General features: G+C 73.3%; 21 protein-coding genes. 12 read left to right on the top strand and 9 right to left on the bottom strand.

Annotated features, from left to right (window positions below; translation table 11 throughout):
* Nucleotides 1-3: 3 nt before the first annotated feature.
* Nucleotides 4-903, top strand: a complete 900-nt coding sequence (gene mmuM, locus ACZ7GX_RS19545) for a homocysteine S-methyltransferase (RefSeq protein WP_498778454.1) — start codon at nucleotides 4-6, stop codon at nucleotides 901-903.
* A 9-nt stretch (nucleotides 904-912) separates the two neighbouring features.
* Here mmuM and ACZ7GX_RS19540 read toward each other — a convergent pair whose 3' ends face one another.
* The 4 genes from ACZ7GX_RS19540 to ACZ7GX_RS19525 are packed head-to-tail and all read right to left on the bottom strand — an operon-like array spanning nucleotide 913 to nucleotide 3,259.
* Nucleotides 913-1,656, bottom strand: a complete 744-nt coding sequence (locus ACZ7GX_RS19540; protein WP_498778453.1) for an SDR family oxidoreductase — start codon at nucleotides 1,654-1,656, stop codon at nucleotides 913-915.
* A gap of 23 nt (nucleotides 1,657-1,679) precedes the next feature.
* On the bottom strand, nucleotides 1,680-1,994 hold the full coding sequence (locus ACZ7GX_RS19535) for a hypothetical protein (RefSeq protein ID WP_498778452.1): 315 nt from the start codon (nucleotides 1,992-1,994) through the stop codon (nucleotides 1,680-1,682).
* A gap of 39 nt (nucleotides 1,995-2,033) precedes the next feature.
* Nucleotides 2,034-2,399, bottom strand: a complete 366-nt coding sequence (locus ACZ7GX_RS19530; protein WP_498778451.1) for a VOC family protein — start codon at nucleotides 2,397-2,399, stop codon at nucleotides 2,034-2,036.
* Complete coding sequence (locus ACZ7GX_RS19525; RefSeq protein WP_498778450.1) at nucleotides 2,396-3,259, bottom strand: sigma-70 family RNA polymerase sigma factor; 864 nt, start codon at nucleotides 3,257-3,259, stop codon at nucleotides 2,396-2,398. Before ACZ7GX_RS19525 ends, ACZ7GX_RS19530 begins: the two co-directional genes overlap by 4 nt.
* Nucleotides 3,260-3,395: 136 nt before the next feature.
* Here ACZ7GX_RS19525 and ACZ7GX_RS19520 point away from each other — a divergent pair, with 136 nt between their 5' ends.
* From ACZ7GX_RS19520 to ACZ7GX_RS19500, 5 genes are all read left to right on the top strand, one after another.
* Complete coding sequence (locus ACZ7GX_RS19520) at nucleotides 3,396-3,809, top strand: VOC family protein (protein ID WP_498778449.1); 414 nt, start codon at nucleotides 3,396-3,398, stop codon at nucleotides 3,807-3,809.
* 113 nt (nucleotides 3,810-3,922) lie between these two features.
* Nucleotides 3,923-4,603 (top strand): TetR/AcrR family transcriptional regulator, encoded by a 681-nt coding sequence (locus tag ACZ7GX_RS19515; RefSeq protein ID WP_498778448.1) that lies wholly within the window; start codon nucleotides 3,923-3,925, stop codon nucleotides 4,601-4,603.
* Between the two features lie 103 nt (nucleotides 4,604-4,706).
* Complete coding sequence (locus tag ACZ7GX_RS19510; protein WP_498778447.1) at nucleotides 4,707-5,921, top strand: cytochrome P450; 1,215 nt, start codon at nucleotides 4,707-4,709, stop codon at nucleotides 5,919-5,921.
* Between the two features lie 29 nt (nucleotides 5,922-5,950).
* Complete coding sequence (locus ACZ7GX_RS19505; RefSeq protein ID WP_053719766.1) at nucleotides 5,951-6,151, top strand: ferredoxin; 201 nt, start codon at nucleotides 5,951-5,953, stop codon at nucleotides 6,149-6,151.
* Complete coding sequence (locus ACZ7GX_RS19500; protein ID WP_498778446.1) at nucleotides 6,148-7,335, top strand: NAD(P)/FAD-dependent oxidoreductase; 1,188 nt, start codon at nucleotides 6,148-6,150, stop codon at nucleotides 7,333-7,335. The genes ACZ7GX_RS19505 and ACZ7GX_RS19500 overlap by 4 nt, the downstream gene beginning before the upstream one ends.
* Nucleotides 7,336-7,557: 222 nt before the next feature.
* Here the strand turns inward: ACZ7GX_RS19500 and ACZ7GX_RS19495 are convergent, their stop codons facing one another.
* The 5 genes from ACZ7GX_RS19495 to ACZ7GX_RS19475 all read right to left on the bottom strand — a co-directional run bounded on the left by ACZ7GX_RS19495 (nucleotide 7,558) and on the right by ACZ7GX_RS19475 (nucleotide 12,578).
* Nucleotides 7,558-8,190, bottom strand: coding sequence for a hypothetical protein (locus tag ACZ7GX_RS19495; protein ID WP_498778445.1), 633 nt, complete (start codon nucleotides 8,188-8,190; stop codon nucleotides 7,558-7,560).
* A gap of 191 nt (nucleotides 8,191-8,381) precedes the next feature.
* A complete protein-coding gene (locus tag ACZ7GX_RS19490; protein WP_498778444.1) occupies nucleotides 8,382-9,236 on the bottom strand; it encodes a poly(ethylene terephthalate) hydrolase family protein in 855 nt (284 codons plus the stop codon).
* A gap of 144 nt (nucleotides 9,237-9,380) precedes the next feature.
* Nucleotides 9,381-10,451, bottom strand: coding sequence for a zinc-dependent alcohol dehydrogenase (locus ACZ7GX_RS19485; protein WP_498778443.1), 1,071 nt, complete (start codon nucleotides 10,449-10,451; stop codon nucleotides 9,381-9,383).
* Nucleotides 10,439-11,782 (bottom strand): MGH1-like glycoside hydrolase domain-containing protein, encoded by a 1,344-nt coding sequence (locus ACZ7GX_RS19480; RefSeq protein WP_498778442.1) that lies wholly within the window; start codon nucleotides 11,780-11,782, stop codon nucleotides 10,439-10,441. The genes ACZ7GX_RS19485 and ACZ7GX_RS19480 overlap by 13 nt, the downstream gene beginning before the upstream one ends.
* Before the next feature lie 4 nt (nucleotides 11,783-11,786).
* Nucleotides 11,787-12,578, bottom strand: coding sequence for a TIM barrel protein (locus ACZ7GX_RS19475; protein WP_498778441.1), 792 nt, complete (start codon nucleotides 12,576-12,578; stop codon nucleotides 11,787-11,789).
* A gap of 194 nt (nucleotides 12,579-12,772) precedes the next feature.
* On the opposite strand from ACZ7GX_RS19475, the gene ACZ7GX_RS19470 reads away from it, so the two are divergent.
* From ACZ7GX_RS19470 to ACZ7GX_RS19445, 6 genes are all read left to right on the top strand, one after another.
* Nucleotides 12,773-14,164 (top strand): ABC transporter substrate-binding protein, encoded by a 1,392-nt coding sequence (locus ACZ7GX_RS19470; protein WP_498778440.1) that lies wholly within the window; start codon nucleotides 12,773-12,775, stop codon nucleotides 14,162-14,164.
* A gap of 10 nt (nucleotides 14,165-14,174) precedes the next feature.
* Entirely contained in the window at nucleotides 14,175-15,113 is a 939-nt protein-coding gene (locus tag ACZ7GX_RS19465; RefSeq protein ID WP_498778439.1) for a carbohydrate ABC transporter permease, read from the top strand.
* The gene (locus tag ACZ7GX_RS19460; protein WP_498778438.1) at nucleotides 15,110-15,976 is read left to right on the top strand and encodes a carbohydrate ABC transporter permease; all 867 of its coding nucleotides are present in this window, start codon (nucleotides 15,110-15,112) and stop codon (nucleotides 15,974-15,976) included. The genes ACZ7GX_RS19465 and ACZ7GX_RS19460 overlap by 4 nt, the downstream gene beginning before the upstream one ends.
* 50 nt (nucleotides 15,977-16,026) lie before the next feature.
* On the top strand, nucleotides 16,027-17,208 hold the full coding sequence (locus ACZ7GX_RS19455) for an ROK family protein (protein WP_498778437.1): 1,182 nt from the start codon (nucleotides 16,027-16,029) through the stop codon (nucleotides 17,206-17,208).
* A gap of 118 nt (nucleotides 17,209-17,326) precedes the next feature.
* A complete protein-coding gene (locus tag ACZ7GX_RS19450; RefSeq protein WP_498778436.1) occupies nucleotides 17,327-19,468 on the top strand; it encodes an alpha-galactosidase in 2,142 nt (713 codons plus the stop codon).
* Nucleotides 19,468-20,394: a Gfo/Idh/MocA family protein gene (locus tag ACZ7GX_RS19445; RefSeq protein ID WP_498778435.1), complete on the top strand. Its 927-nt coding sequence runs from the start codon at nucleotides 19,468-19,470 to the stop codon at nucleotides 20,392-20,394. The genes ACZ7GX_RS19450 and ACZ7GX_RS19445 overlap by 1 nt, the downstream gene beginning before the upstream one ends.
* Nucleotides 20,395-20,530 lie beyond the last annotated feature (136 nt).

Here is a 20,530-nt window from a genome sequence, read left to right as displayed (position 1 = left end):
GCCGTGCCCGAGGAACGGTTGTCCGACGTGCTGGCCCGCCGGGTCGTGGTGCTGGACGGCGGCTTGTCGACGGCGCTCACGGCCGCCGGGCACGACCTGTCCGACTCGCTGTGGTCGGCCCGCCTGCTGCTCACCGACCCGGACGCGATCACGGCCGCGCACCTGGCGTACTACCGGGCCGGCGCCGAGGTCGCGATCACGTCCAGCTACCAGGCCACGTTCGAGGGCTTCGCCCGGCGTGGCCTCACCGCGGCGGACACGGCCGGCCTGCTGCGCGACAGCGTGACCCTCGCCCGCCGTGCCGCGTCCGAAGTGGACGGACCGCGGTGGGTGGCGGCGTCGGTCGGCCCGTACGGCGCGATGCTCGCCGACGGCTCGGAGTACCGCGGCCGGTACGGCCTCGCGCCGGGCGCCCTGGAGTCGTTCCACCGGCCCCGGGTCGAGGTGCTCGCCGAGGCGGGGGCGGACCTGCTCGCGGTCGAGACGATCCCCGACGTCGAGGAGGCCGAGGCGGTGCTGAGGGTGGTCGCCGGGTCGGGCGTCCCGCTGTGGCTGTCCTACAGCGCGCGGGGCACGCGGACGTGCGCCGGTCAGCCGCTGGCGGAGGCGTTCGAGGCCGTGCGGGGCGTGGCCGAGGTGGTCGCCGTCGGCGTCAACTGCTGCGACCCGGCCGACGTCGGCGAGGCCGTGGCCATCGCGCGGCGGGTCACCGGCAAGCCCGTCGTGGTGTACCCGAACAGCGGTCAGGGCTGGGACGCCACCGCCCGGAGCTGGACCGGCGCACCGGCCTTCGAGCCCGCGCGCGTGGCCGGCTGGGTGGCGGGCGGCGCGCGGTTGGTCGGCGGCTGCTGCCAGGTCGGTCCGGGCACGATCCGGGACGTGGCCGCGGCGGTGAGGGGCTGACCGGGCGGGTCAGCCACGCCCGATGAACGGCATCGTGGTCGCCATGACCGTCATGAACTGCACGTTGGCGTCCAGCGGCAGGCCGGCCATGTAGCGGACCGCGTCGGCGACGTGCCCGACGTCCATGGTCGGCTCGGCCGCGATCGAGTCGTCGGCTTGCCGGACGCCCTCGGCCATCCGCCCGGTCAACGGCGTCGCGGCGTTGCCGATGTCGATCTGGCCGCAGGCGATGCGGTGGCGGCGGCCCTCCAGCGAGATCGACTTGGTCAGCCCGGTGATGGCGTGCTTGCTCGCGTTGTAGGCCACGGCGTCGGGGCGCGGGGTGTGGGCGGAGACCGAGCCGTTGTTGATGATCCGGCCGCCCTGCGGGTCCTGCTCGCGCATCACCCGGAACGCGGCGCGGGCGCACAGGAACGCGCCGGTCAGGTTCGTGCCGACCACCGTCGACCACTGCTCGACGGTGAAGTCCTCCAACGGCGTCGGCGGCACGTTCGTCCCGGCGTTGTTGAACAGCACGTCGACCCGCCCCCACCGGTCGCGCACGGTGGCGAAGAGCGCGTCCACCGACGCCTCCACCGTGACGTCGGTCGGCACGACCAGCACCTGCCCGGCGGGCGACCGGTCGGCGGTCTCGGCCAGCCGGTCGGCACGTCGTCCGGCGAGCGCGACCCGGTGACCGGCGTCGAGCAGCGCGCGGGCGACCGCGCGCCCCACACCCGAACCGGCGCCCGTCACGACCGAAACCGGGACCATCGAGTTCTCCTCCCAGCGGGACGTCAGCTCACCCGGAGGGGCGGCCGGTCGAGCACCTCGATGTACATGATCCGGTCCACCACGACGTCCAGGTTCAGCATGCCGGTCGCGGGCAGGAGCGGCACGCACCGGTGCCCCTCGCCGTACGGCTGCCCCGCGGGGTGGTCGGCGGTGCGGATGCTCTGGCAGAAGTCGTCACCGCAGTCGCACCGCGAGACCAGGCGGACGTCCCGGACGCGGACGGCCAGGTCGTGTTCCCCCGCGGCCTCCAGGAGGGCGGTCAACTCGTCGACGAGCCCGGGGTGGACGTCGCGCACGAGGGGGTGGTCCGGCTGCACTTCGGCAGCGTAGCCGGGCACGTGCCACGGGAGGTGCCGTCACGACTGGGTGAAGCGAAGCAGGTTGCCGGACGGATCGAGGAAGGCGCAGTCGCGGACGCCGCCGGGCCTGCTGATCGGTTCCTGCAGCACCTCCGCGTCCGCTGCCTCGACGTGCTCGAAGGTGGCGTCGCAGTCGTCGGTCACGAAGACCAGGCAGCCCTCGCCGGTCCGCTCGTCACCCGGCGATTCGAGCAGGACGATCCGCACGTCCGGCTGCGACGGCGGGCCGACGGCGACCCGGCGCACCCCTCCGGCGCCGTCGCGCACCTCGAACCCGAGCACGTCGCGGTAGAAGCGGAGCGCCTCGTCGAGGTCGCGAACGGCGAGGGCGAAGGACGCGAGCCTGAGGTCGACACCGGTCACGGCCGCTCCTCGCGGCCGGTGGCCAGGTAGACGACGTCCAGGTCGCGCAGTCGGTCCGGGTCGGTGTCGATGGCGATGCGGGTGATCTTCCCGTTCTCGGTGGTGAAGGCGAAGACGGCCCTCGGACTGCCGTGGTGCGACCAGACGGCCCCAGGCTCGCCCTCGACCAGCGCGAGGCGGGCGGCCTGGGCCCGGCCGGCGAAGAACGCCGCCACCGCCTCGGCCCCGCGGAGGTCGTCGACCGCGACGGCGTCGGGGTCGAGCAGGGCGAGCAGGGCGGCGAAGTCCCCGTTCCGGGAGGCGGCGAGGAACGCGGCGACGATCTCCCGCTTCCCCGACCGCGCGGCGGCGGAGGTCTCGGCCGTGCCCTGGACCCGGCGCCGGGCCCGGCTGGCGAGCTGCCGGGCGGCGGCCGGCGAGCGGTCGATGATCGGGCCGATCTCGCCGAACGGCACGGCGAAGACGTCGTGCAGGACGAACGCGAGCCGCTCGACCGGCGTCAGGGTGTCCAGCACGACCGTCAGCGCGACACCGACCGAATCGGCGAGCACCGCCTCCTCCTCGGGGCCTGCCCGGTCGGCCGCGTGCGGCGTCTCGGGCTCCGGCGGCAGCGCGCCGGCCGAGTCCTCGGGCCGGGACCGGCGTGCTTCGAGCACGTTCAGGCAGACCCGGGCGACGACCGTGGTCAGCCACCCGCCGAGGTTCTCCACCCGGCTGGTGTCGGCGCGGCTGACCCGCAGCCACGCCTCCTGCACCGCGTCCTCGGCCTCGCCCGGTGAGCCGAGCATCCGGTTGGCGATCGCCCGCAGGCGGCCCTGGTGCTCGGCGAACCGCTCGCTCAGCCAGTCCCGCTCGACCATTCGTCACACTCCCCGCTCTCGACCTGTCATACCGGTTGACCGGCGGAGCAGCGCCGATGTGACACCCGGGCCGGGCCCGGGGCGGCGAGCCCGCCGGTCCGAGCAGCGGACACAGCGCAACCACCTGGAGACAAGCATGCAAGCGCACGTCACCGCGATCCTCCTCGGCGTCGGGGACCTGGACCGGTCCAAGAGGTTCTACGGGGAAGGGCTCGGTTGGGAGGTCAAGGACGACTACGGCGTCTCGGTGTTCTACGAGTCGGACGGCAGCTCGCTCGTCGGCTTCTACCGGCGCGAGGGCCTGGCCGAGCAGGTCGGCACGAGCCCGGAGGGCACCGGCTTCAGCGGGGTCGTCCTCACGTACGTGGTCCGCGCCCAGTCGCGGGTCGACGAGGTCATCGCGGAGGCCGAGCAGGCGGGCGCCACGATCCTCAAGCCCGCCGGCGCCCTGCCGTGGGGTGGGTACGGCGGCACCTTCGCGGACCCGGACGGCTACGTCTGGAGCGTCGCCCACAGCGCCAGGGGAGCGGACCAGCACTACGCCGAGTAGCCGCCGGGAGCGGCCCTGACCGGCGCCGGCGAGCGGGGTCCGGTGTCGGCGCGTGATCGCGTCGGCGCCGAACCCCCGGCGGCGACGGGTCCGGTCGCGTCCGTCCGGGTACGGTGTCGACCGTGGTGGCGGACGTCGGCAGGACCCCTCGGGCGGAGCAGGTCGGAGCTACGCGGCAGCAGATCCTCACCACCGCGGAGCGGCTGTTCGCCGAGCAGGGCCTGTACGCGGTGTCCAACCGGCAGATCAGCGCCGCCGCGGGGCAGGGGAACAACACCGCCGTCGGCTACCACTTCGGCGCGAAGGCCGACCTCGTCCGGGCGATCATGCTCCGGCACACGTCCCGCATCGAGTCGTTGCGCCACGACGCGGTGGCCGCCGTCGCCGGGTCGCGCGAGGTGCGGGACTGGGTGGCCTGCCTGGTCCGCCCGGTGACCACCTACCTGGCCTCGGCGGGCGGCCCGACCTGGTTCGCCCGGTTCAGCGCCCAGGTCATGACCGACCCCGTGTTCCGGGTGGTCCTGGCGGAGGAGGCGCTGGCCGAGGACTCGTTGCGGCACGTGGTGGACAACCTGATCGGCCTGCTGCCCGACATGCCCGCCGACGTGCGCGAGGACCGCGCCGCCATGGTCCGGCACCTGATCGTGCACGTGTGCGCCGAGCGCGAGCGCGCCCTCGCCGAGGGGACCGCGACGCCGAGGTCCACCTGGGACGAGGCCGCGACCGGCCTGATCGACGCGATCACCGGCCTGTGGACGGCCCCGTACACCGCCGGCCCCGAACGTCGCGGGTAGCAGGCCTTCCCGCTGCGCGTTCGACCCATCACGTTGCGTCGCGCCCCGATCGCCGGCAGTCTTAAGTCAGTTGATTGACTCAAGTCTGAAGGAGGCGGTTGCCGTGGCGCTCGGGGACACCGACCACGTGCTGGACTACCCGATCCCGAGTCCGGCCGCGCTGGAGCCGCCCGCGGAGTGGGCCGAGCTGCGGCAGGGGTGCCCGGTCGCGCACGTCCGGCTGCCCAGCGGCGACCGGGCGTCGCTGCTGACCCGCTACGACGACGTCAAGCAGGTGCTGTCCGACCCGAGGTTCACCCGCAACCTCGACGCGCCCGACGCGGCCCGGATCTCGGCGAACGAGTCCGGCGGCGTGTTCAACAGCGGCCTGGGCAACGCCCTGCCCGAGGAGTACCACCAGCAGTGGCGGCGCATGGTCGGCAAGTGGTTCACCGCCAAGCGCATGACGGCGCTGCGGCCCGGCATCGAGGCGATGGCCGAGCGGTTGATCGACGAGATGGTGGCGGACGGCGCGCCCGCCGACCTGAAGTCGGCGCTCGGCTTCCCGCTGCCGGTGTGGGTCATCTGCGACATGCTCGGCGTGCCGGAGAGCGACCGGGACAAGTTCGCCTACTGGTCGAACACGCTGCTCAGCCTAACCCGCTACACGCAGGCCGAGATCGACGCCGCGCAGGCCGAGTTCGCCGCCTACATGAGCGCCCACATCGCCGCCACCAGAGCGGACCCCGGCGACGACCTGATCAGCGAGCTGATCGCCGCCGCGGTCGACGCCGGGCACGTCATGCCGGACGAGGCCCTGCTGGCCACCTCGCAGGGCCTGCTGGTGGCCGGGCACGAGACCACGGCCAACATGATCGGCAAGATGGTCGGGATGCTCCTGGCCGACCGGACGCGGTGGGAGGCGCTGCTGGCCGACCCCGCCCTCGTGCGCACGGCGGTGGAGGAGGCGTTGCGCGCCGACGCCAACCCCGGGTTCGGCATCCCGCGCTACATCACCGAGGACGCCGAGGTCGGCGGCGCCGTCATCCCGCGCGGCACGACCGTCGTGTGCAACCTGGCCGCGGCCAACCGGGACGAGCACGCCTTCGCCGACGCCGACGGGCTCGACCTGGCCCGCACCCCGAACGCGCACCTGGCGTTCGGCGCGGGCGCGCACTCGTGCCTCGGGCAGTCGTTGGCCCGCACCGAGCTCCAGGCCGTGCTGGACGTGCTGCTGCGCCGCCTGCCGACGCTGGAACTGGCCGTGCCCGCGACCGAGCTGGCGCGCGTCGACGGCCTGGTCGTCGGCGGGCTCCAGGAACTGCCCGTCCGCTGGTGACGGACCGACGAACCGAAGGAGTGCGACCGATGAAGGTCTCCGTGGACGAGGACAAGTGCTGCGGGGCGGGCTCGTGCGTGCTGGCCGCGCCCGACGTGTTCGACCAGCGGGACGAGGACGGCGTGGTCGTGCTGCTCGACCCCGAACCCGCCGAGCACCTGCACGCCGCGGTCCGCGAGGCGGCCGACGTGTGCCCGGCGGCGGCGATCCTGCTGGGTGACCGGGCGTGACTGAGGTGTCCGACGTGCTCGTCGTCGGCGCCTCGGCGGCCGGCCTGGCCACTGCGGAAGCTTTGCGCCGCAAGGGTTTCACCGGCGGGTTGACCCTGCTCGGCGACGAGGCGCACCCGCCGTACGACCGGCCGCCGCTGTCCAAGCAGGTCCTCGCCGGCGCCTGGGAGCCCGAACGCGCCCAGCTGCGCGGCCCGGACTTGTTCGAGGAGTTGGGCGCGACGCACCTGCCGGGCGACCCGGCGGTGTCCCTGGACCCGGCCACGCGCGCCGTCCGCACCGCGTCCGGGGCCGTGCTGCGGGCCGACGCCGTGGTCGTCGCCACCGGCGTGCGGCCGAGGACCCTGCCCGACCAGGGCGGGTTGGGCGGTGTGCACGTGCTGCGCACCGTGGACGACGCGGTGGCGTTGCGGGCCGACCTGCTCGCCGCCGAACGGCTCGTGGTCGTCGGCGACGGCGTGCTCGGCGCGGAGGTCGCCGCCACGGCGCGCGGCCTCGGCCTGGACGTCACCCTCGCCGGGCCGCAGGCCGCACCCCTGGCCGCCCAGCTGGGACCGCTCGCGTCCGGCCTGCTCGCCGACCTGCACGCGGGGAACGGCGTGCGGCTGCGGCTCGGGGCCGCCGTGCTCGGCCTGACCGGGCGGGACGGGCGCGTGACCGGCGTGCGGTCGGCCACCGGCGACGTCCTGCCGGCCGACGTGGTCGTGGTCGCGCTGGGCGCCGTCCCCAACACCGACTGGCTGCTCGACAGCGGACTCCGGCTCGACAACGGCGTGGTGTGCGACGCGAGGTGCCGTGCCGCGGACGGCGTCTACGCGGTCGGCGACGTGGCGCGGTGGCACCACGAGCACCTGGGCGCCTTGCTGCGCCTGGAGAACCGGACCAACGCCGCCGAGCAGGCCGCGGTCGTGGCCGACAACATCCTGGGCGCGGACCGCGCGTACACGCCCGTGCCCTATTTCTGGACCGACCAGTTCGACGCCAAGCTCCAGGTCTTCGGCCGGCTGCCGGTCGACGCGGAGGTGTCCGTCGTGGACGGTGACGTCACCGCGCGGCGGTTCGTCGCGCTCTACGAGCAGGCCGGCGAACCCGTCGGCGTCCTCGGCTGGAACATGCCCAAACAAGCGCGACGGCTCCGGCAGAGCCTGCTCGGCCAGGTCCTCGCCCCGGGAGCACGACCATGACCGCGGAGCCCGCCGAGCTACCCCTGCCCGAGGCGGCGGGGCGCCTCTCCGACCCGCCGCCGACCTGACGCAGGGCGTGGCCGGAGCCGGAGACCGCCTACCGCACCCCGCGCCGACGGCTGCCGGACCTGCGGCTCGCGGCGGACTTCGAGCGGATCCCGGTCAAGCGCGACGGGCTCGGCTACCGCGTCTGCGAGCTGCCCGTGAGCCGGTGACCTGAGGTCACTTCGACCAGGTGATCGGGGAGTCCTCGTAGCCGTCGCCGTTGGCGTAGCTCGCGCCCGCGACGGTCGCGCCCTCGCGGGCTCCCTGGAGCACGCACGTCTCGTACTTCGCGCCCGCCGTGGTGAAGTCCTTCTTCGCCGTCTCCGACTCGCACTGCTTCGTGTCACCGCTGATGATCACGCCGGTGCCCTTGCCGTCCGCGCCGAGCGCACGCAGGCTCAGCGAGCTGTAGGACAGGTCGGTGCCGCCGACGTTCTCCACGGTGACCCTGATGTAGAACGGGGTGATGCCCTTGGCCTTCTCGCCGAACGCGGCCAGGTCGGCGTTGGCGCCCTGGTCGATCGCCGTGACGGTGATGGCGACCGTGCCGTTCTTGTCCGAGCCGTACTTGAACGGGACCACCGCGCGCTCGCCGACCTTGAGCTTGGCGCCGGGGGCGGTGACGTCGCCGGCCGGCGCGTCGGCGGTGGTGGTGGCCGAGCTCTTCGTCGCGGCGCTCGACGTGGTCTTCTCCGTCGTCGCCTCGGTGGTGGCGGCGGGCGCGGCGGTGCCCGTGGTGGCGTCACCGCAGGCCGACAGCAGGAGCGCGAGCGCGCCCACGGAAGCGACCAGCGTGCGATTGACGTGCATGGGTGAATCTCCTCGAAGCCGAACGGCGCCGGCGTGCGCGTGCGTGACAGGGGGACGCGGCCGAAGTCGCCTCGACCGCACGGCCCCGACCGTAGCCGCACCCGGCCCTGTGCGCTGTGGTCCGTTCGTACCACAGGCGCGACCGCTGCCCGCCGCGACGACCGCGGCGGGCAACGGGGCGTTCGGGCAGGTCAGACCAGGTTCTTCTGCATCACGTCCCACTCGGTGGCGCACAGGCCGCAGTTCGGGCCGACGAACTGCGCCTTGCTCGCCTGGTCGCCCTTGAGGTGCCACTTGAGCCAGTGCCCGCCGACCCGGCCGAACTCGCCGCCGTTGGGCTGGTCGAACGTGCCGAAGTGCCCGACATCGAGGTTGCCCATGAACGCGGGCAGCCCGGCGGGCAGCCGTCGCCAGTCGTCCATCGCGTTCTCGTAGGCGATGTCGGTCGGTCCGCCGATGAAGTAGGCGATCGGCACGCGCAGCCGCTGCAACAGGTAGTTCTGCGAGTCGTTGAGCATGCCGCTGTTCCACAGCACCGTCGTGGTCAGCCGCGGGTCGGCGGCCACCTCGTAGGTCTCGATGCCGCCGCACGACTGGCCCATCACGGCGATCTTGGTGGTGTCGATCCGGCCGTAGTACTTGCTGGTGCGCCGGGAGTTCTCGGCGATCGCCCAGTCGATGGAGTCGACGAGCATGTCCGAGTCGGTGGAGCCGCTGCCGCCCGGCCGGCCGTTCGCGATGACCAGGAAGCCGTGCGAGGCCCACTCGGTCAGGATGTTCTGGAACCACGTCCCGTCCGCGCGGCACGCGCCGTTGCCCCAGGCGACGATGGGCAGCTTGACGCCCGTCGGCAGGGTGTTGGGCCGGTAGATCGTGTGGTTGGTCAACCTCAGGGTCGTCTCGTAGCCCGCGGAGTAGGGGCCGGACCCGCCCATGACCGAGGGCGGCGCCCCGGTTTCGGCCGCTGCGCCGACCGGGCCGGCGCTCGTCGCGGTCAGCACCCCGGCCAGGGCGAGGACGGTGAGAATCGCACTGCGCAATCGCATGGGTTTCTCCATCGGTGGCGTAGGTGGATTTGGTGCGGCGCAATCGGAATCTGGCGCACCGGACCCACCCGCGGCCAGCGAGGACGTGGGGGACAGGCGAAACCACCGATGTCCCACCGACGCCACCGCCGAGGGGGCGGGGCGCTAGGCGTCGCCGCGCCGGTGGTCGTACCCATCCGGCGCCGGGAACTCCAGCACCACCTGCGTCACCTGGTCCGGCCGGGAGTCGAGCAGGTCGTAGGCCCACGCGGCGTCGGTGAACGGCACTACGTGCGACACCAACGGCCGCAGCAGCACGTCTTGCGCCACCGCCAGGTCGATGACGGTGGCGTTGAGCCGCTCGCGGTCCCACCGGTGCGCGAGACCGGGCGCGACGCCGGAGATCTGCGAGCAGACCAGGTCGACCCGGTTGTGGTGGAACTCCTCGCCGAGGAACAGGCCGCGCGCCTCGCCCTGGTGGAAGCCGCCCGTGACGACGCGCGCGTTGTAGGCGACCGTGCGGACGGCCTCGTGCAGCGCCTTGGGGTTGCCGCTCACCTCCAGGGCGACGTCCGCGCCGCGACCGGACGTCAACGCGCGGACCTGCTCGGCGATCCCGCCCTCGCGGGCGTCCAGCGCCACGTCCGCGCCCAGCGCCCGGGCGAGCTCCAGCCGGTCCGGGAGCGGGTCGACGCCGATCACCCGCGCGCCGTTGCGCCGGGCGAGTTGCGCGACGATCTGCCCCACCACGCCGAGGCCGAACACCACGACCGTCTCGCCGACGTGGATGTCGGCGTCCAGCACGACGTTGAGCGCGACCGAGCCGATGTGGCTGAAGATCCCCAGCACCGGGTCCGCCGCCGGGTCGAGCACCCGTGCCGCCGCGTACCCCTCCTCCACCACGGTGCCCGAGCGGTGCCCCCACACGCCCCACACGACCTGGCCGGGCCGGACCGCGGTGACCTCGCCGCCGACCTCGACCACCTCGCCGACCTCCTCGTAGCCCACCACGGTCGGGTACGCGACCGCCGGCCGACCCGGCACGAACAGGCGCGTGTCGGGATCCCACGTCTTCACCAGGTGCGCGTTGGTGCCGCGGTACTGGGTCAGCTCCGTGCCCGCCGAGATCCCCGAGTACAGCGTGCGCAGGCGGACGCCGGTCGCGTGCAGCGGCGGGTCGGGTTCCTCCGTGATCGAGACGCATCCGGGCGCGTCCAGCCGCACTACCGTTCCCATCGCCGCCCTTCCGGTTCACGCGCGAGGACGTCCAGCAGGAGCGCCGCCGTCCAGCTGAAGTGGTCGGAGCCGAGACCTTCGCCGGTCACCGGGTGGAAGTACTCCCGGAACCCGGCGCCGGAGACCAGGCCGACCATGTCGGACGCCAGCCGTTCGGCGTGGCGGGTCTCGCCGTGCGCGAGCAGCGCCCGCCACAACAACCACGTGGTGTTGAGCCAGGTCGGTCCGCGCCAGTACCGGCGCGGGTCGGCGTCGGGCGCGGTGAGGTCGTAGCTGGGCACGCCGCGCACGCCCGGAGCCGCGAACGCCGGCCCGGTGAGCGTCGCCAGCAGCGCCGACCGGTGCCCGCCGGGCAGCAGCAGCGGCACGAGGCCGGACACCGTGCGCTTGGCGAGCCGGCGCCCGGTGCGCGCGTCGAGCGCCACGTAGCACCCCAGCACCGGGTCGAACAGCCGGGTGTGGAGCTGGTGCGCCAACTCCCGCGCCCGCTCGACGTGCCGGCCCGGGTCGACGCCGACGCGCCGGGCGAGCGTCGCCAACGCGTGCTCCGACCAGGCGAGCACCGCGCAGAACAACGGGTCCACGGCGCAGAACGGCAGGCTGAGCAGGTCGTCGTCGGCGTAACCGCGGTCGCGGTAGGCGGCGACGATGCCCATGTAACGCGCGTAGTCGTCGTCCGTCGGCCGGTGCCCGGCGTCGGCGTGGCGCAGGTCGCGCCGCAGGACCGTGATGTCGTCGGCCAGGCCGGGGTCGACCGCGCCGAGCGGCTCGTCCCACGCCGGGCTGTTGTCCAGCCCCGACTCCCACGGGTGCACGATGCCGACCAGCCCGGACGCCACGCGTCGCCGCTCGAACAGGTAGTCGTGCGAGCGCGCGAGCCGCGGGTACAGGCGCCGGACGGCCGCGTCGGTGGCCTGACCGGGGTGGCGTTCGGCGACGGCGAGCACGGCGGCGGCGTGCACCGGCGGCTGGACCAGGCCCGTGGTCGGCACACCGGCCGGTGGCCCGTGCCGCGGCAGCGGTCGCCAGAACGCCGGACCGGGGAAGTAGGCGTCCTCCGGCACGGCGGGGTTGAACACGATCTGCGGCACCCGCCCGTCACCCCACTGCGCGCCGTGCAACGCGGTCAGCTCCGCGAACGCCCGCCGCGGGCTCAGGTGCGCCTGGCCGATGGCGATGAACGCCGAGTCCCAGCTCCACTGGTGCGGGTAGAGCGCGCTCGTCGGCACGGTGGCCGACCCGCGCCAGTTCCGCAGCAGGGTCGCGGCGGCCTTGCGCCGCAGGTCGGCGATGTCCGGCGCGCGTGGCTCCGGTGTCGTCCCGATGGTCACCACCTCATCCGCCCGCCTGGCGCAGCACGCCGACCGCCGCCGGTAACGCCGAGTCGGCCGGACCGGACAGCCGGCACGCGACGCTCGCCCACCCCTCGTACGCGGCGGCGTCGAGCGCCGCGAAGAGCGAGGGCCAGTCGAGGTGGCCCGCGCCTGGTTCGAGCCCGTTGGAGTCGGCGAGCTCGACGTGCCCGAGCCACGGCCCCGCGGCCAGCAGCGCGCCGGCGGGGTCGGCTTCCTCGATGTTCATGTGGAACGTGCCCGCCGCGACCCGCGCGGACCCCACCGCGCGGCACAGCTCCGCCGCCTGGTCGAGCGTGTTGACGGGCTGGCCCTCGTAGCGGTTGACCGGCAGCAGGCACAGCGACAAGCCCTCCCGCGCGGTCCGCTCGGCGAGGCGGCGCAGGCCGTCGGTCAGCAGGCCGTGCGCCGGCGCGCCGTGATCCGGGCTGTCCTGTGTGGACGAACGAGGCAGCGGCACCCGGCGCGTGTCGGACACCGGCACCACCACGGCCAGCGCACCCAGCGCCGCGATGGAGGACACCTGCCGATCGACGTCACCGACGTGGGGCGGCACGTCCAGGCGCACGGAAGGCATCACGACACCGTTGCCGGCCGCGCGCTCCAGCCCGGCCAGTCTGCTCGCGAACGCCTCGCCGCCCCGCGTGCGCAGCGCGATGCCGGCGAAACCCGCCGACTGCGCGAACTCCCACTTCTGCTCGATCGAGGCGCCCGGGAGCAGCTGCTCCTGACAGGCGATCTTCCACTGCGGCATGGCCGACATTAATCCCGTCATCAGTCAAAACGACAATGCGGCATCCCGATCCCGGTGCGGCCCGATCGGCGAACGGCTTGCCAACACCCCGGGTGCGGGCCCGAAGTCACGTCCGGATTGGCGGTTGTCACGGGACAAACCGGGGTGTTCAGTGGCGCCACCGAACACCCGGCCCCGGCCCGTGAGAGGTCGCGGACCGCCGGAAGGGAGCAACCATGACCCGACGTGGACTGCGCCTGCTCGCCGCCGCGGCGCCCGTCGCCCTCGTGCTGTCGGCCTGCGGCAGCGGCGATCCCGGTGGCGGGGCGGACGGCCCGCTGGTCTTCTGGACCATCGAGGACACCGCCGACCGCGTGCGCGCCCAGGAACGCCTGCTGGCGCGGTTCACCGAGCGGACCGGCATCGAGACCGAGGTGGTCGCGATCGCCGAGAACCAGCTCACCACCGTGCTGACCTCGGCCGCCGCGTCCGGCGAGCTGCCCGACGTGATCGGGTCGATCTCCCTGCCGATCATGAGCCGGTTGCGCACCGACGACCTGCTCGACACCGACGCGGCCAAGCAGATCGTGGACGGCCTCGGCGCGGACACGTTCGCGCCGCAGTCGCTGGAGCTGACCCGCGAGGGCGACGCGCAGCTCGTCGTGCCCAGCGACGGGTGGGCCCAACTCCTGTTCTTCCGCAAGGACCTGTTCGCCGCGGCCGGGTTGCGCCCGCCGACCAGCTACGACGCGATCCGGCAGGCCGCCGAACGGCTCGATCAGGGCGACGTCGCCGGGATCACCGCCGCCACCTCGCCCGCCGACGTGTTCACCCACCAGACGTTCGAGCACCTCGCGCTCGCCAACGGCTGCGGGCTCGTCGGGGACGACGGGCAGGTGGCGCTGCACAGCCCCGAGTGCGTCGGCGCGTTCCAGTTCTACACCGACCTGATCACCCGGCACTCGGTGGCGGGCAACCAGGACGTCGACACCACGCGCGCCACGTACTTCGCGGGCCGGTCGGCGATGGTGATCTGGTCGTCGTACCTGCTCGACGAGCTCGCCGGCCTGCGGAACGACGCGCTGCCCACGTGCCCGCAGTGCCAGGCGGACCCGACGTTCCTGGCGAGGAACACCGGCGTGGTGGCCGCGCTGAGCGGGCCCGACGGCGGCGAGGCGACCACCTTCGGCGAGACGGCGTCGTTCGCGGTGCTCAAGGACGCCGCCACGGACGACGCGAAGAAGCTCGTCGAGCACCTGATGACCGACGGGTACCGGGACTGGCTGGCCATCGCGCCCGAGGGCAAGGTGCCCGTCCGCGCGGGCACCAAGGACAACCCGCGGCAGTACGTCGAGGCGTGGCGCGCGCTCGACGTCGGCGTCGACACCAAGGCGCCGCTGTCGAAGTTCTACGACGAGGAGACGTTGCGGGTGGTGCAGGAGAGCCCGCGCAGCTTCAGCCGGTGGGGCTTCCCCCAGGGCAAAGCGGAACTCGCGGGCGCGGTCGCCGGGCAACTGGTCGTGCCCAAGGCGTTGGCCGAGGCCGTGAACGGCGGTGGAGACGCGCCCGCGGCGGCGCGCAAGGCGAGCGAGCAGGCCGCCACCCTCGCCCGGGAACTCGGCGAGTAGCGGGCCCGCGGTGGCGCGCACGCTGAGGCGGCACGACGCCCGCACCGGGTTGCTGCTGCTCACCCCGACGCTCCTGATCGTGCTCGCGGTCGTGCTCGTGCCGCTGGCGTGGTCGGTGCTGATCGCGTTCCAGCGCGTGCGGCTGATCGACGTGGGCCGCACGGGGCTGATCGAGAAGCTCACGCTGGACAACTTCGCCCGCGTGCTCGCGTCGGACGTGATGTGGGACAGCCTGCGGACGACGGTGGTCTACACGGCCGGCTCGACGTTCGCCGCCGTGGCGTTGGGGCTGGTCGCGGCACTGGCGGTGCGGCGACCGTTCCCCGGCCGGTCGTTCGTGCGCGCCGCGATGCTCATCCCTTACGTGGCGCCGGTCGTGGCGGTCACGTTCGTCTGGCGGGTGCTGCTCAACCCGGAGTTCGGCTTCGTCAACGGCTGGGGCAGGCGGCTGTTCGGGTGGGACGACCCGATCGCGTTCCTGTCGCGGGCACGCGGCGAGATCACCCTGTTCGGCCTCGACGTGCCGGTGCCCACGGCGCTGCTCACCGTGATCGCGTTCGAGGGCTGGCGCTACTTCCCGTTCGCGTTCCTGTTCCTGCTGGCCAGGTTGTCGGCGCTGCCGAGCGAGCAGGAGGAGGCCGCGACCGTGGACGGCGCGACGCCGACGCAGCGGTTCCGGCACATCGTGCTGCCGCAGCTGATGCCGGTGATCGCGGTGCTCGTGGTGCTGCGGACCATCTGGACGTTCAACGAGTTCGACGACGTCTTCCTGCTCACCGGCGGCGCGGCGGGCACGGAGGTGGTGAGCGTGCGGGTGTACGAGCTGCTGACCGTGCAGCGCAACGTCGGCGCCGCGGCCGCCCAGTCCGTGCTGCTGGCGTTGGTGCTGGCCGTGCTGCTGGGCGCCTACCTGTGGCTGCTGCGGCGGCGGGAAGGGGCGGGCGCATGACCCGCGACCGGTTCGAACGGGCGGTGATCGCCGTGCTGCGGCCGGTGGTGATCGGGTGCCTCCTGATCGCCACGCTGCTGCCGTTCTACGCCATGCTGGTGCTGTCGGTGCGGCCGATCGAGGACCTGGTGCGGCGGCCGGACTCGCTGCTGCCCGACCTCGGCGAGCTGACCCTGGCCACGTACGTCGACGTGCTGCGGCCCGTGGAGCGGGGCGGTCAGGGGTTCCTGAGCCTGCTGGGCAACAGCGCCGTCGTGGCCACGGCGTCGGTGGCGCTGGCGCTGGCGATCGCGATCCCCGGCGCGTACGCGGTGAGCAGGCTGGAGTTCTTCGGCAGGCGGCACGTCAGCTCGCTGTTCCTGGCGGTGTACCTGTTCCCCGGCATCGTGCTGGCGATCCCGCTGTTCGTGCTGCTCACCCGGATGCAGCTGCGCGGCTCGCTGGTCGGACTGGTGCTGGTCTACATCGCGCAGACCGTGCCCGTGGCGATCTACATGCTCAAGAACTACTTCGACACGATCCCGGCGAGCGTCGAGGAGGCGGGTCTGGTCGACGGCCTGAGCCGGGTCGGCGTCATCCGGCGGATCAGCCTGCCGCTGGCCCTGCCGTCGGTGATCGCGACCGGCATCTTCGTGTTCATGATCGCCTGGAACGAGTTCCTGTTCGCCCTGCTCTTCCTGGTCGAACGGCGCGACAGCTGGACCGTCTCGCTCGGGCTCGCGCAGCTGTCGGGCAGCATCGAGATCCCCACCACCGTGCTCATGGCCGGGTCGGTCGTGATCACGGTGCCGGTGGTGCTGCTGTTCTTCCTGACCGAACGGCTACTCTCACAAGGGCTGACCAGCGGCGCGGAGAAGGGCTGAACGCGGTGGTGGCAGCGGGTCCGACACCTCTGGCGAGGAGGGAATCCCGGGTGGGGCGCAGCGGGTTCACGGCGTCACCGGGCGAGATCCTCGCGCTGGTCCGGTCCGGTCGGGTGAAGACCCGCAAGGACCTGCAGGAACTCACCGGCCTGTCGCGCTCCACGGTCGCGCTGCGGCTCAGCCAGCTCATCTCCGCCGGGTACATCCGGGCGGTCGAGCAGCGGCGCGGCACGGCGGGGCGGCCGGCCGAGGTGCTGTCGTTCGAGGAGAGCGACAAGCTGGTGCTGGCGGCCGATCTCGGCGCGACGCACGCGCGGTTCGCGTTGACCGACGCGGGCGGGCGGATGCTGGGCGAGCGCACCGAGGACCTGCTGATCGGCCAGGACCCCGACGTGGTGCTGAAGCTCGTGATCCGGCGGTGCCGCGAGCTGCTGAAGAGCGCCGGCCGGGATCGGGCCACGCTCGCCGGGGTCGGCGTGGGGCTGCCCGCGCCCGTCCACTTCCGGACCGGGCGGCCCGTGCAGCCGCCGATCATGCCCGGCTGGCACGGGACCGCGGTGGCGAAGACGCTCGCCGACGCCCTGGGGTGCCCGGCGTTCGTGGACAACGACGCCAACCTGCTGGGGCTGGGCGAGGTCCGCGAGCACTACCCGGACGTGGACAACCTGCTGTTCGTGAAGGTGGGCACCGGGATCGGGGCCGGGGTGATCCTCGGCGGGCGGCCCGAGCGGGGCTCGACCGGCCAGGGCGGGGACATCGGCCACATCCGGATCGCCCGGCCGGTGGACGGCGCGCGGTGCCGGTGCGGCGCGACCGGTTGCCTGGCCGCGCACGCGAGCGGGGCGGCGCTGGCCCGTCAGCTCGGCGAACGGGGGATCGAGGCGCGGACCAGCCGTGACGTCGTGCGCCTCGTGCTGGAGGGCAACGCGGACGCGATCACGTTGGTCCGGGACGCGGGCCTGCTGCTGGGCGAGGTGCTGGCGACGGCGGTGGCGCTGCTCAACCCGACCGTCGTGGTGATCGGCGGCGACCTCGCGCTCACCCGCGAGCACCTCCTCATCGCGGTGCGCGAGCGGCTGTACGAGCGGACCGTGTCGGCGTTGACCAGCAGCTTGGCGGTCGTGCAGAGCCGGCTCGGCGACCGGGCGGGTGTGCACGGGGCGCGGCACATGGTGATCGACCAGGTCTTCTCGGCCGAAGCGGTCGACGCGCGGCTCGCGCCGGAGGGCTGACCGCGGCCGGCGCCGCCGACCGGGGCTCGGGCGGAGCGCTGCTGCGGCTCGTGGCTGAAGGCCGACGAGGGCCCGGTACGTCGAAAGCCGGGCGATTTCTCGAGATCGAGGGAGAGCGATGCCTGCTATCAGTCGGACCACCTGCGCCGGGCGACCGGCCTGGTTGGTGCGCACGGCGTGGAACGCGATGCTGCTGTCCGTCGCGGACGGTGGGGCGTTGGTGCTCGACCACTGGGGCGGCGACGGCGGTGGTCTGGGCGGTGATTCGTACCTGCCGCACACGCCGTGGAACCGGCCGTCGCAGGCCCACTTCCTCGACGGCGTGCCGCTGGCGTACTCGGTGCACGGCGACCGGGCGTTCAAGGAGCCGGGTCTGGTGGTGGTCCGTGAGGACGGGTCGTCGGTGTCGCGGCTGTCGTTGCGCGAGGACCACGTCGAGGACGACGTGCTGCGGCTCGTGTTCGAGGACCCGGGTTCGGGTCTCGTGGTGGAGCACCGGTTCGAGGCGGTGGTCGAGCACGGCGTCGTGGTGCGTGACGTGCGGGTGGAGAACCGGGGCGCGGCGCCGTTGCGGGTGGAGCGCATCGCCAGCGCCGTGCTCGGCCTGCCTCCCGCGCGCTACGAGTCGTGGACGCTGCACGGCCGGTGGGGTGACGAGTACCAGCTGACCCGACGCGAGCTGACGCCGGGCAAGGTGGTGGTCGAGAGCCGGCGTGGGTTCACCAGCCACGAAGCCAACCCCTGGTTCGCGCTCGGCAGGGTGGGGGAGGAGGGGCCGGTCTGGTTCGGGGCGTTGGCGTGGAGCGGCAACTGGTCGATCGTGTTCGAGACCGAGCGCAACGACGCGCTGCACGTGGTCGCGGGCGTGAACCCGTTCGACTCCGCCTGGCACCTCGAACCGGGCGAGGACTTCCGCACCCCGTCGCTGGTGTGCGGGCACAGCGACGGCGGTCTCGACGGGGCCGCCCGGCTGATGCACCGCTACCAGCGCGACCACGTGCTGCCCGCACGGCACCGCGACACGCCGCCGCCCGTGCACTACAACACCTGGCTGGCGACGTCGTTCGACGTGGAGGTGGGTCACCAGGTCCGGCTCGCCAGCCGGGCGGCCGAGCTCGGGGTCGAGTTGTTCGTCGTGGACGACGGCTGGTTCGCGGGGCGGACCGACGACCACGCGGGGCTCGGTGACTGGGTGGTCGACCCGGTGAAGTTCCCCCGGGGCTTGGGGGAGCTGATCGACGAGGTGCACGGGTTGGGGATGAACTTCGGGATCTGGTTGGAACCCGAGATGGTCAACCCGGACAGCGACCTCCACCGCGCCCACCCGGACTGGGTGCTGCACCTGCCGGACCGCGAGACCACGTTGTCCCGCAACCAACTCGTGCTCAACTTCGCTCGGGACGACGTGAGGGAGGGCGTGTTCGAGAGGGTGCGCGCGCTGTTGGGCGAACACCGGATCGACTTCGTCAAGTGGGACCACAACCGGCCGTACACGGAGGTGGGCTGGCCCCAGGCGCCGGTGGCGCGGCGGCGCGAGGTGTGGGTGCGTCACGTCCGGGGTGTCTACGAGGTGATCGGGCGGTTGCGCGCGGAGTTCCCCGACCTGATGGTCGAGACGTGCGCGGGCGGGGGTGGGCGGGCTGATCTGGGCATCCTCGGTGTGGCCGACCTGGCGCAGGTCAGCGACAACACCGACCCGTCGGACCGCTTGCGGGTGCAGTACGGGTTCAGCCGTGCCTACGCGCCGAGGGCGATGGTCGGGTGGGTGGCCGACGCGCCGGAGCCGACCACCGGCCGCACCAGCCCGGCGGAGTTCCGGTTCCACGTCGCGATGCAGGGCGTGTTGGGGATCTCCGGCGACATCCTGGGGTGGGGTGAGGAGGAGCGGGCGCGGGCGGCGGGGCTGATCGCCGAGTACAAGCGACTGCGGCCGACGATTCACGACGGTGACCAGCACTGGCTCGTGCCGCCGTCGGACACCGGGCCGTGCGCGGTGCAGTACGTGTCCCGTGACCGGGGTGAGGTGGTGGTGTTCGTGTACCAGGTGCGCGGGGCTGTGGGGGAGGGGCCGCGTCGGATCCGGTTGCGGGGGTTGGACGCCGAGCGGCGTTACCGGCGTGCGGGGGACGGGCTCGTGACGACCGGGGCGGCGTTGATGGCGGTGGGTCTGCCTTCGGCGTTCCCGCCGCCGCCCGCGCCCGGGCACACCGAGGACTGGCGGAGTCGGATCGAGGTCTGGCGCGGGGTGGAGGCGACGTGATGAAGGTGGCGTTGATCGGGACCGGGTACATCGCGGGTCGGCACGCGGCGGCGTTGGCCGGGTTAGGGGTTGAGATCGTCGGTCACGTCGGGCGGTCCGGGGTTGAGCAGGCGGCGGCGCGGTGGGGTGGTCGGGCGTACCGGGACACTGCCGGGTTGCTGGCGCGGGAAGAGGTGGACGCGGCGTGGATCTGCGTTCCGCCGGCGGCCCACGGGGAGATCGAGCACGCCCTCATCGAGGCCGGGGTGCCGTTCTACGTCGAGAAGCCGATCGGGACGGACGTGGTCGGGCCGCGTCGGGTGGAGGCGGGGTTGCGGGACAGGGGGGTGATGGCCTGCGCCGGCTACTACTGGCGGGGGACGGAGGTGATTCCCGAGCTGCGCCGGATGCTCGCCGAGACGCCGCCGCACCTGGTGCGGGCCGCGTGGCACGGGCTGGTGCCGCCGGCGCCGTGGTGGCGGGTCGAGGCGGAGAGCGGTGGGCAGGTGGTCGAGCAGGCCACGCACTTGTTCGACCTGGCGCGTTTCCTGCTCGGGGAGGCGGAGGTGGTGCACGCGGTGGCGCGGCGTTCGGAGCTCGTGGACCAGCCCGGGTTGGACGTGGCGACGGTGAGCGCGGCGACGCTCGCGTTCGGCTCGGGGGCGGTGGGGGTGTTCACGGCGACCTGTGTCCTGCACGGCACTGTGGACGCTGGGATCGAGTTCTTCTGCGAGGGGCGGAAGGTGACGTTGTCGAGCAAGGCGTTGAGGTGGGAGGACGCCGAGGGCGGCCACGAACTCCCCGTCGGCCGCGACCCGCTGGTGATCGCGGATGAACGGTTCCTGAGCGCGGTGCGGCACCAGGACCCGAGCCTGCTGGTGTGCGACTACGCCGATGCCGTGCGCACCCAAGAACTCTGCTGCACGGTGCGAGACCTGGCCGGCTGACCGGCCCTCGCGTGTTGAACGCTCAGGGTGGTGGTTGGGGCCGGCTCGATTTGACATGGGGCCCTTACGGGCACCCCAGGCAGGCCAAAGCCGGGCAGGCCTGGCGGGAAGAGCGTCCGCCAAGCCTGCCCGGCTT

The organism is Actinosynnema sp. NPDC037264, from assembly GCF_055603705.1.
The sequence above is the reverse complement of the archived record's forward strand: the minus strand, read 5'-3'. Positions and strand labels throughout refer to the sequence as shown.

Bases quoted from the DNA above. Each gene is read 5' to 3' on its own strand.
- ACZ7GX_RS19445 (WP_498778435.1), top strand. From the start codon at position 19,468: ATGAAGGTGGCGTTGATCGGGACCGGGTACATCGCGGGTCGGCACGCG.
- ACZ7GX_RS19495 (WP_498778445.1), bottom strand. From the start codon at position 8,190: ATGCACGTCAATCGCACGCTGGTCGCTTCCGTGGGCGCGCTCGCGCTC.
- ACZ7GX_RS19485 (WP_498778443.1), bottom strand. From the start codon at position 10,451: ATGGGAACGGTAGTGCGGCTGGACGCGCCCGGATGCGTCTCGATCACG.
- ACZ7GX_RS19525 (WP_498778450.1), bottom strand. From the start codon at position 3,259: ATGGTCGAGCGGGACTGGCTGAGCGAGCGGTTCGCCGAGCACCAGGGC.
- ACZ7GX_RS19470 (WP_498778440.1), top strand. From the start codon at position 12,773: ATGACCCGACGTGGACTGCGCCTGCTCGCCGCCGCGGCGCCCGTCGCC.
- ACZ7GX_RS19450 (WP_498778436.1), top strand. From the start codon at position 17,327: ATGCCTGCTATCAGTCGGACCACCTGCGCCGGGCGACCGGCCTGGTTG.
- ACZ7GX_RS19475 (WP_498778441.1), bottom strand. From the start codon at position 12,578: ATGACGGGATTAATGTCGGCCATGCCGCAGTGGAAGATCGCCTGTCAG.
- ACZ7GX_RS19490 (WP_498778444.1), bottom strand. From the start codon at position 9,236: ATGCGATTGCGCAGTGCGATTCTCACCGTCCTCGCCCTGGCCGGGGTG.
- ACZ7GX_RS19505 (WP_053719766.1), top strand. From the start codon at position 5,951: ATGAAGGTCTCCGTGGACGAGGACAAGTGCTGCGGGGCGGGCTCGTGC.
- ACZ7GX_RS19460 (WP_498778438.1), top strand. From the start codon at position 15,110: ATGACCCGCGACCGGTTCGAACGGGCGGTGATCGCCGTGCTGCGGCCG.
- ACZ7GX_RS19520 (WP_498778449.1), top strand. From the start codon at position 3,396: ATGCAAGCGCACGTCACCGCGATCCTCCTCGGCGTCGGGGACCTGGAC.
- ACZ7GX_RS19540 (WP_498778453.1), bottom strand. From the start codon at position 1,656: ATGGTCCCGGTTTCGGTCGTGACGGGCGCCGGTTCGGGTGTGGGGCGC.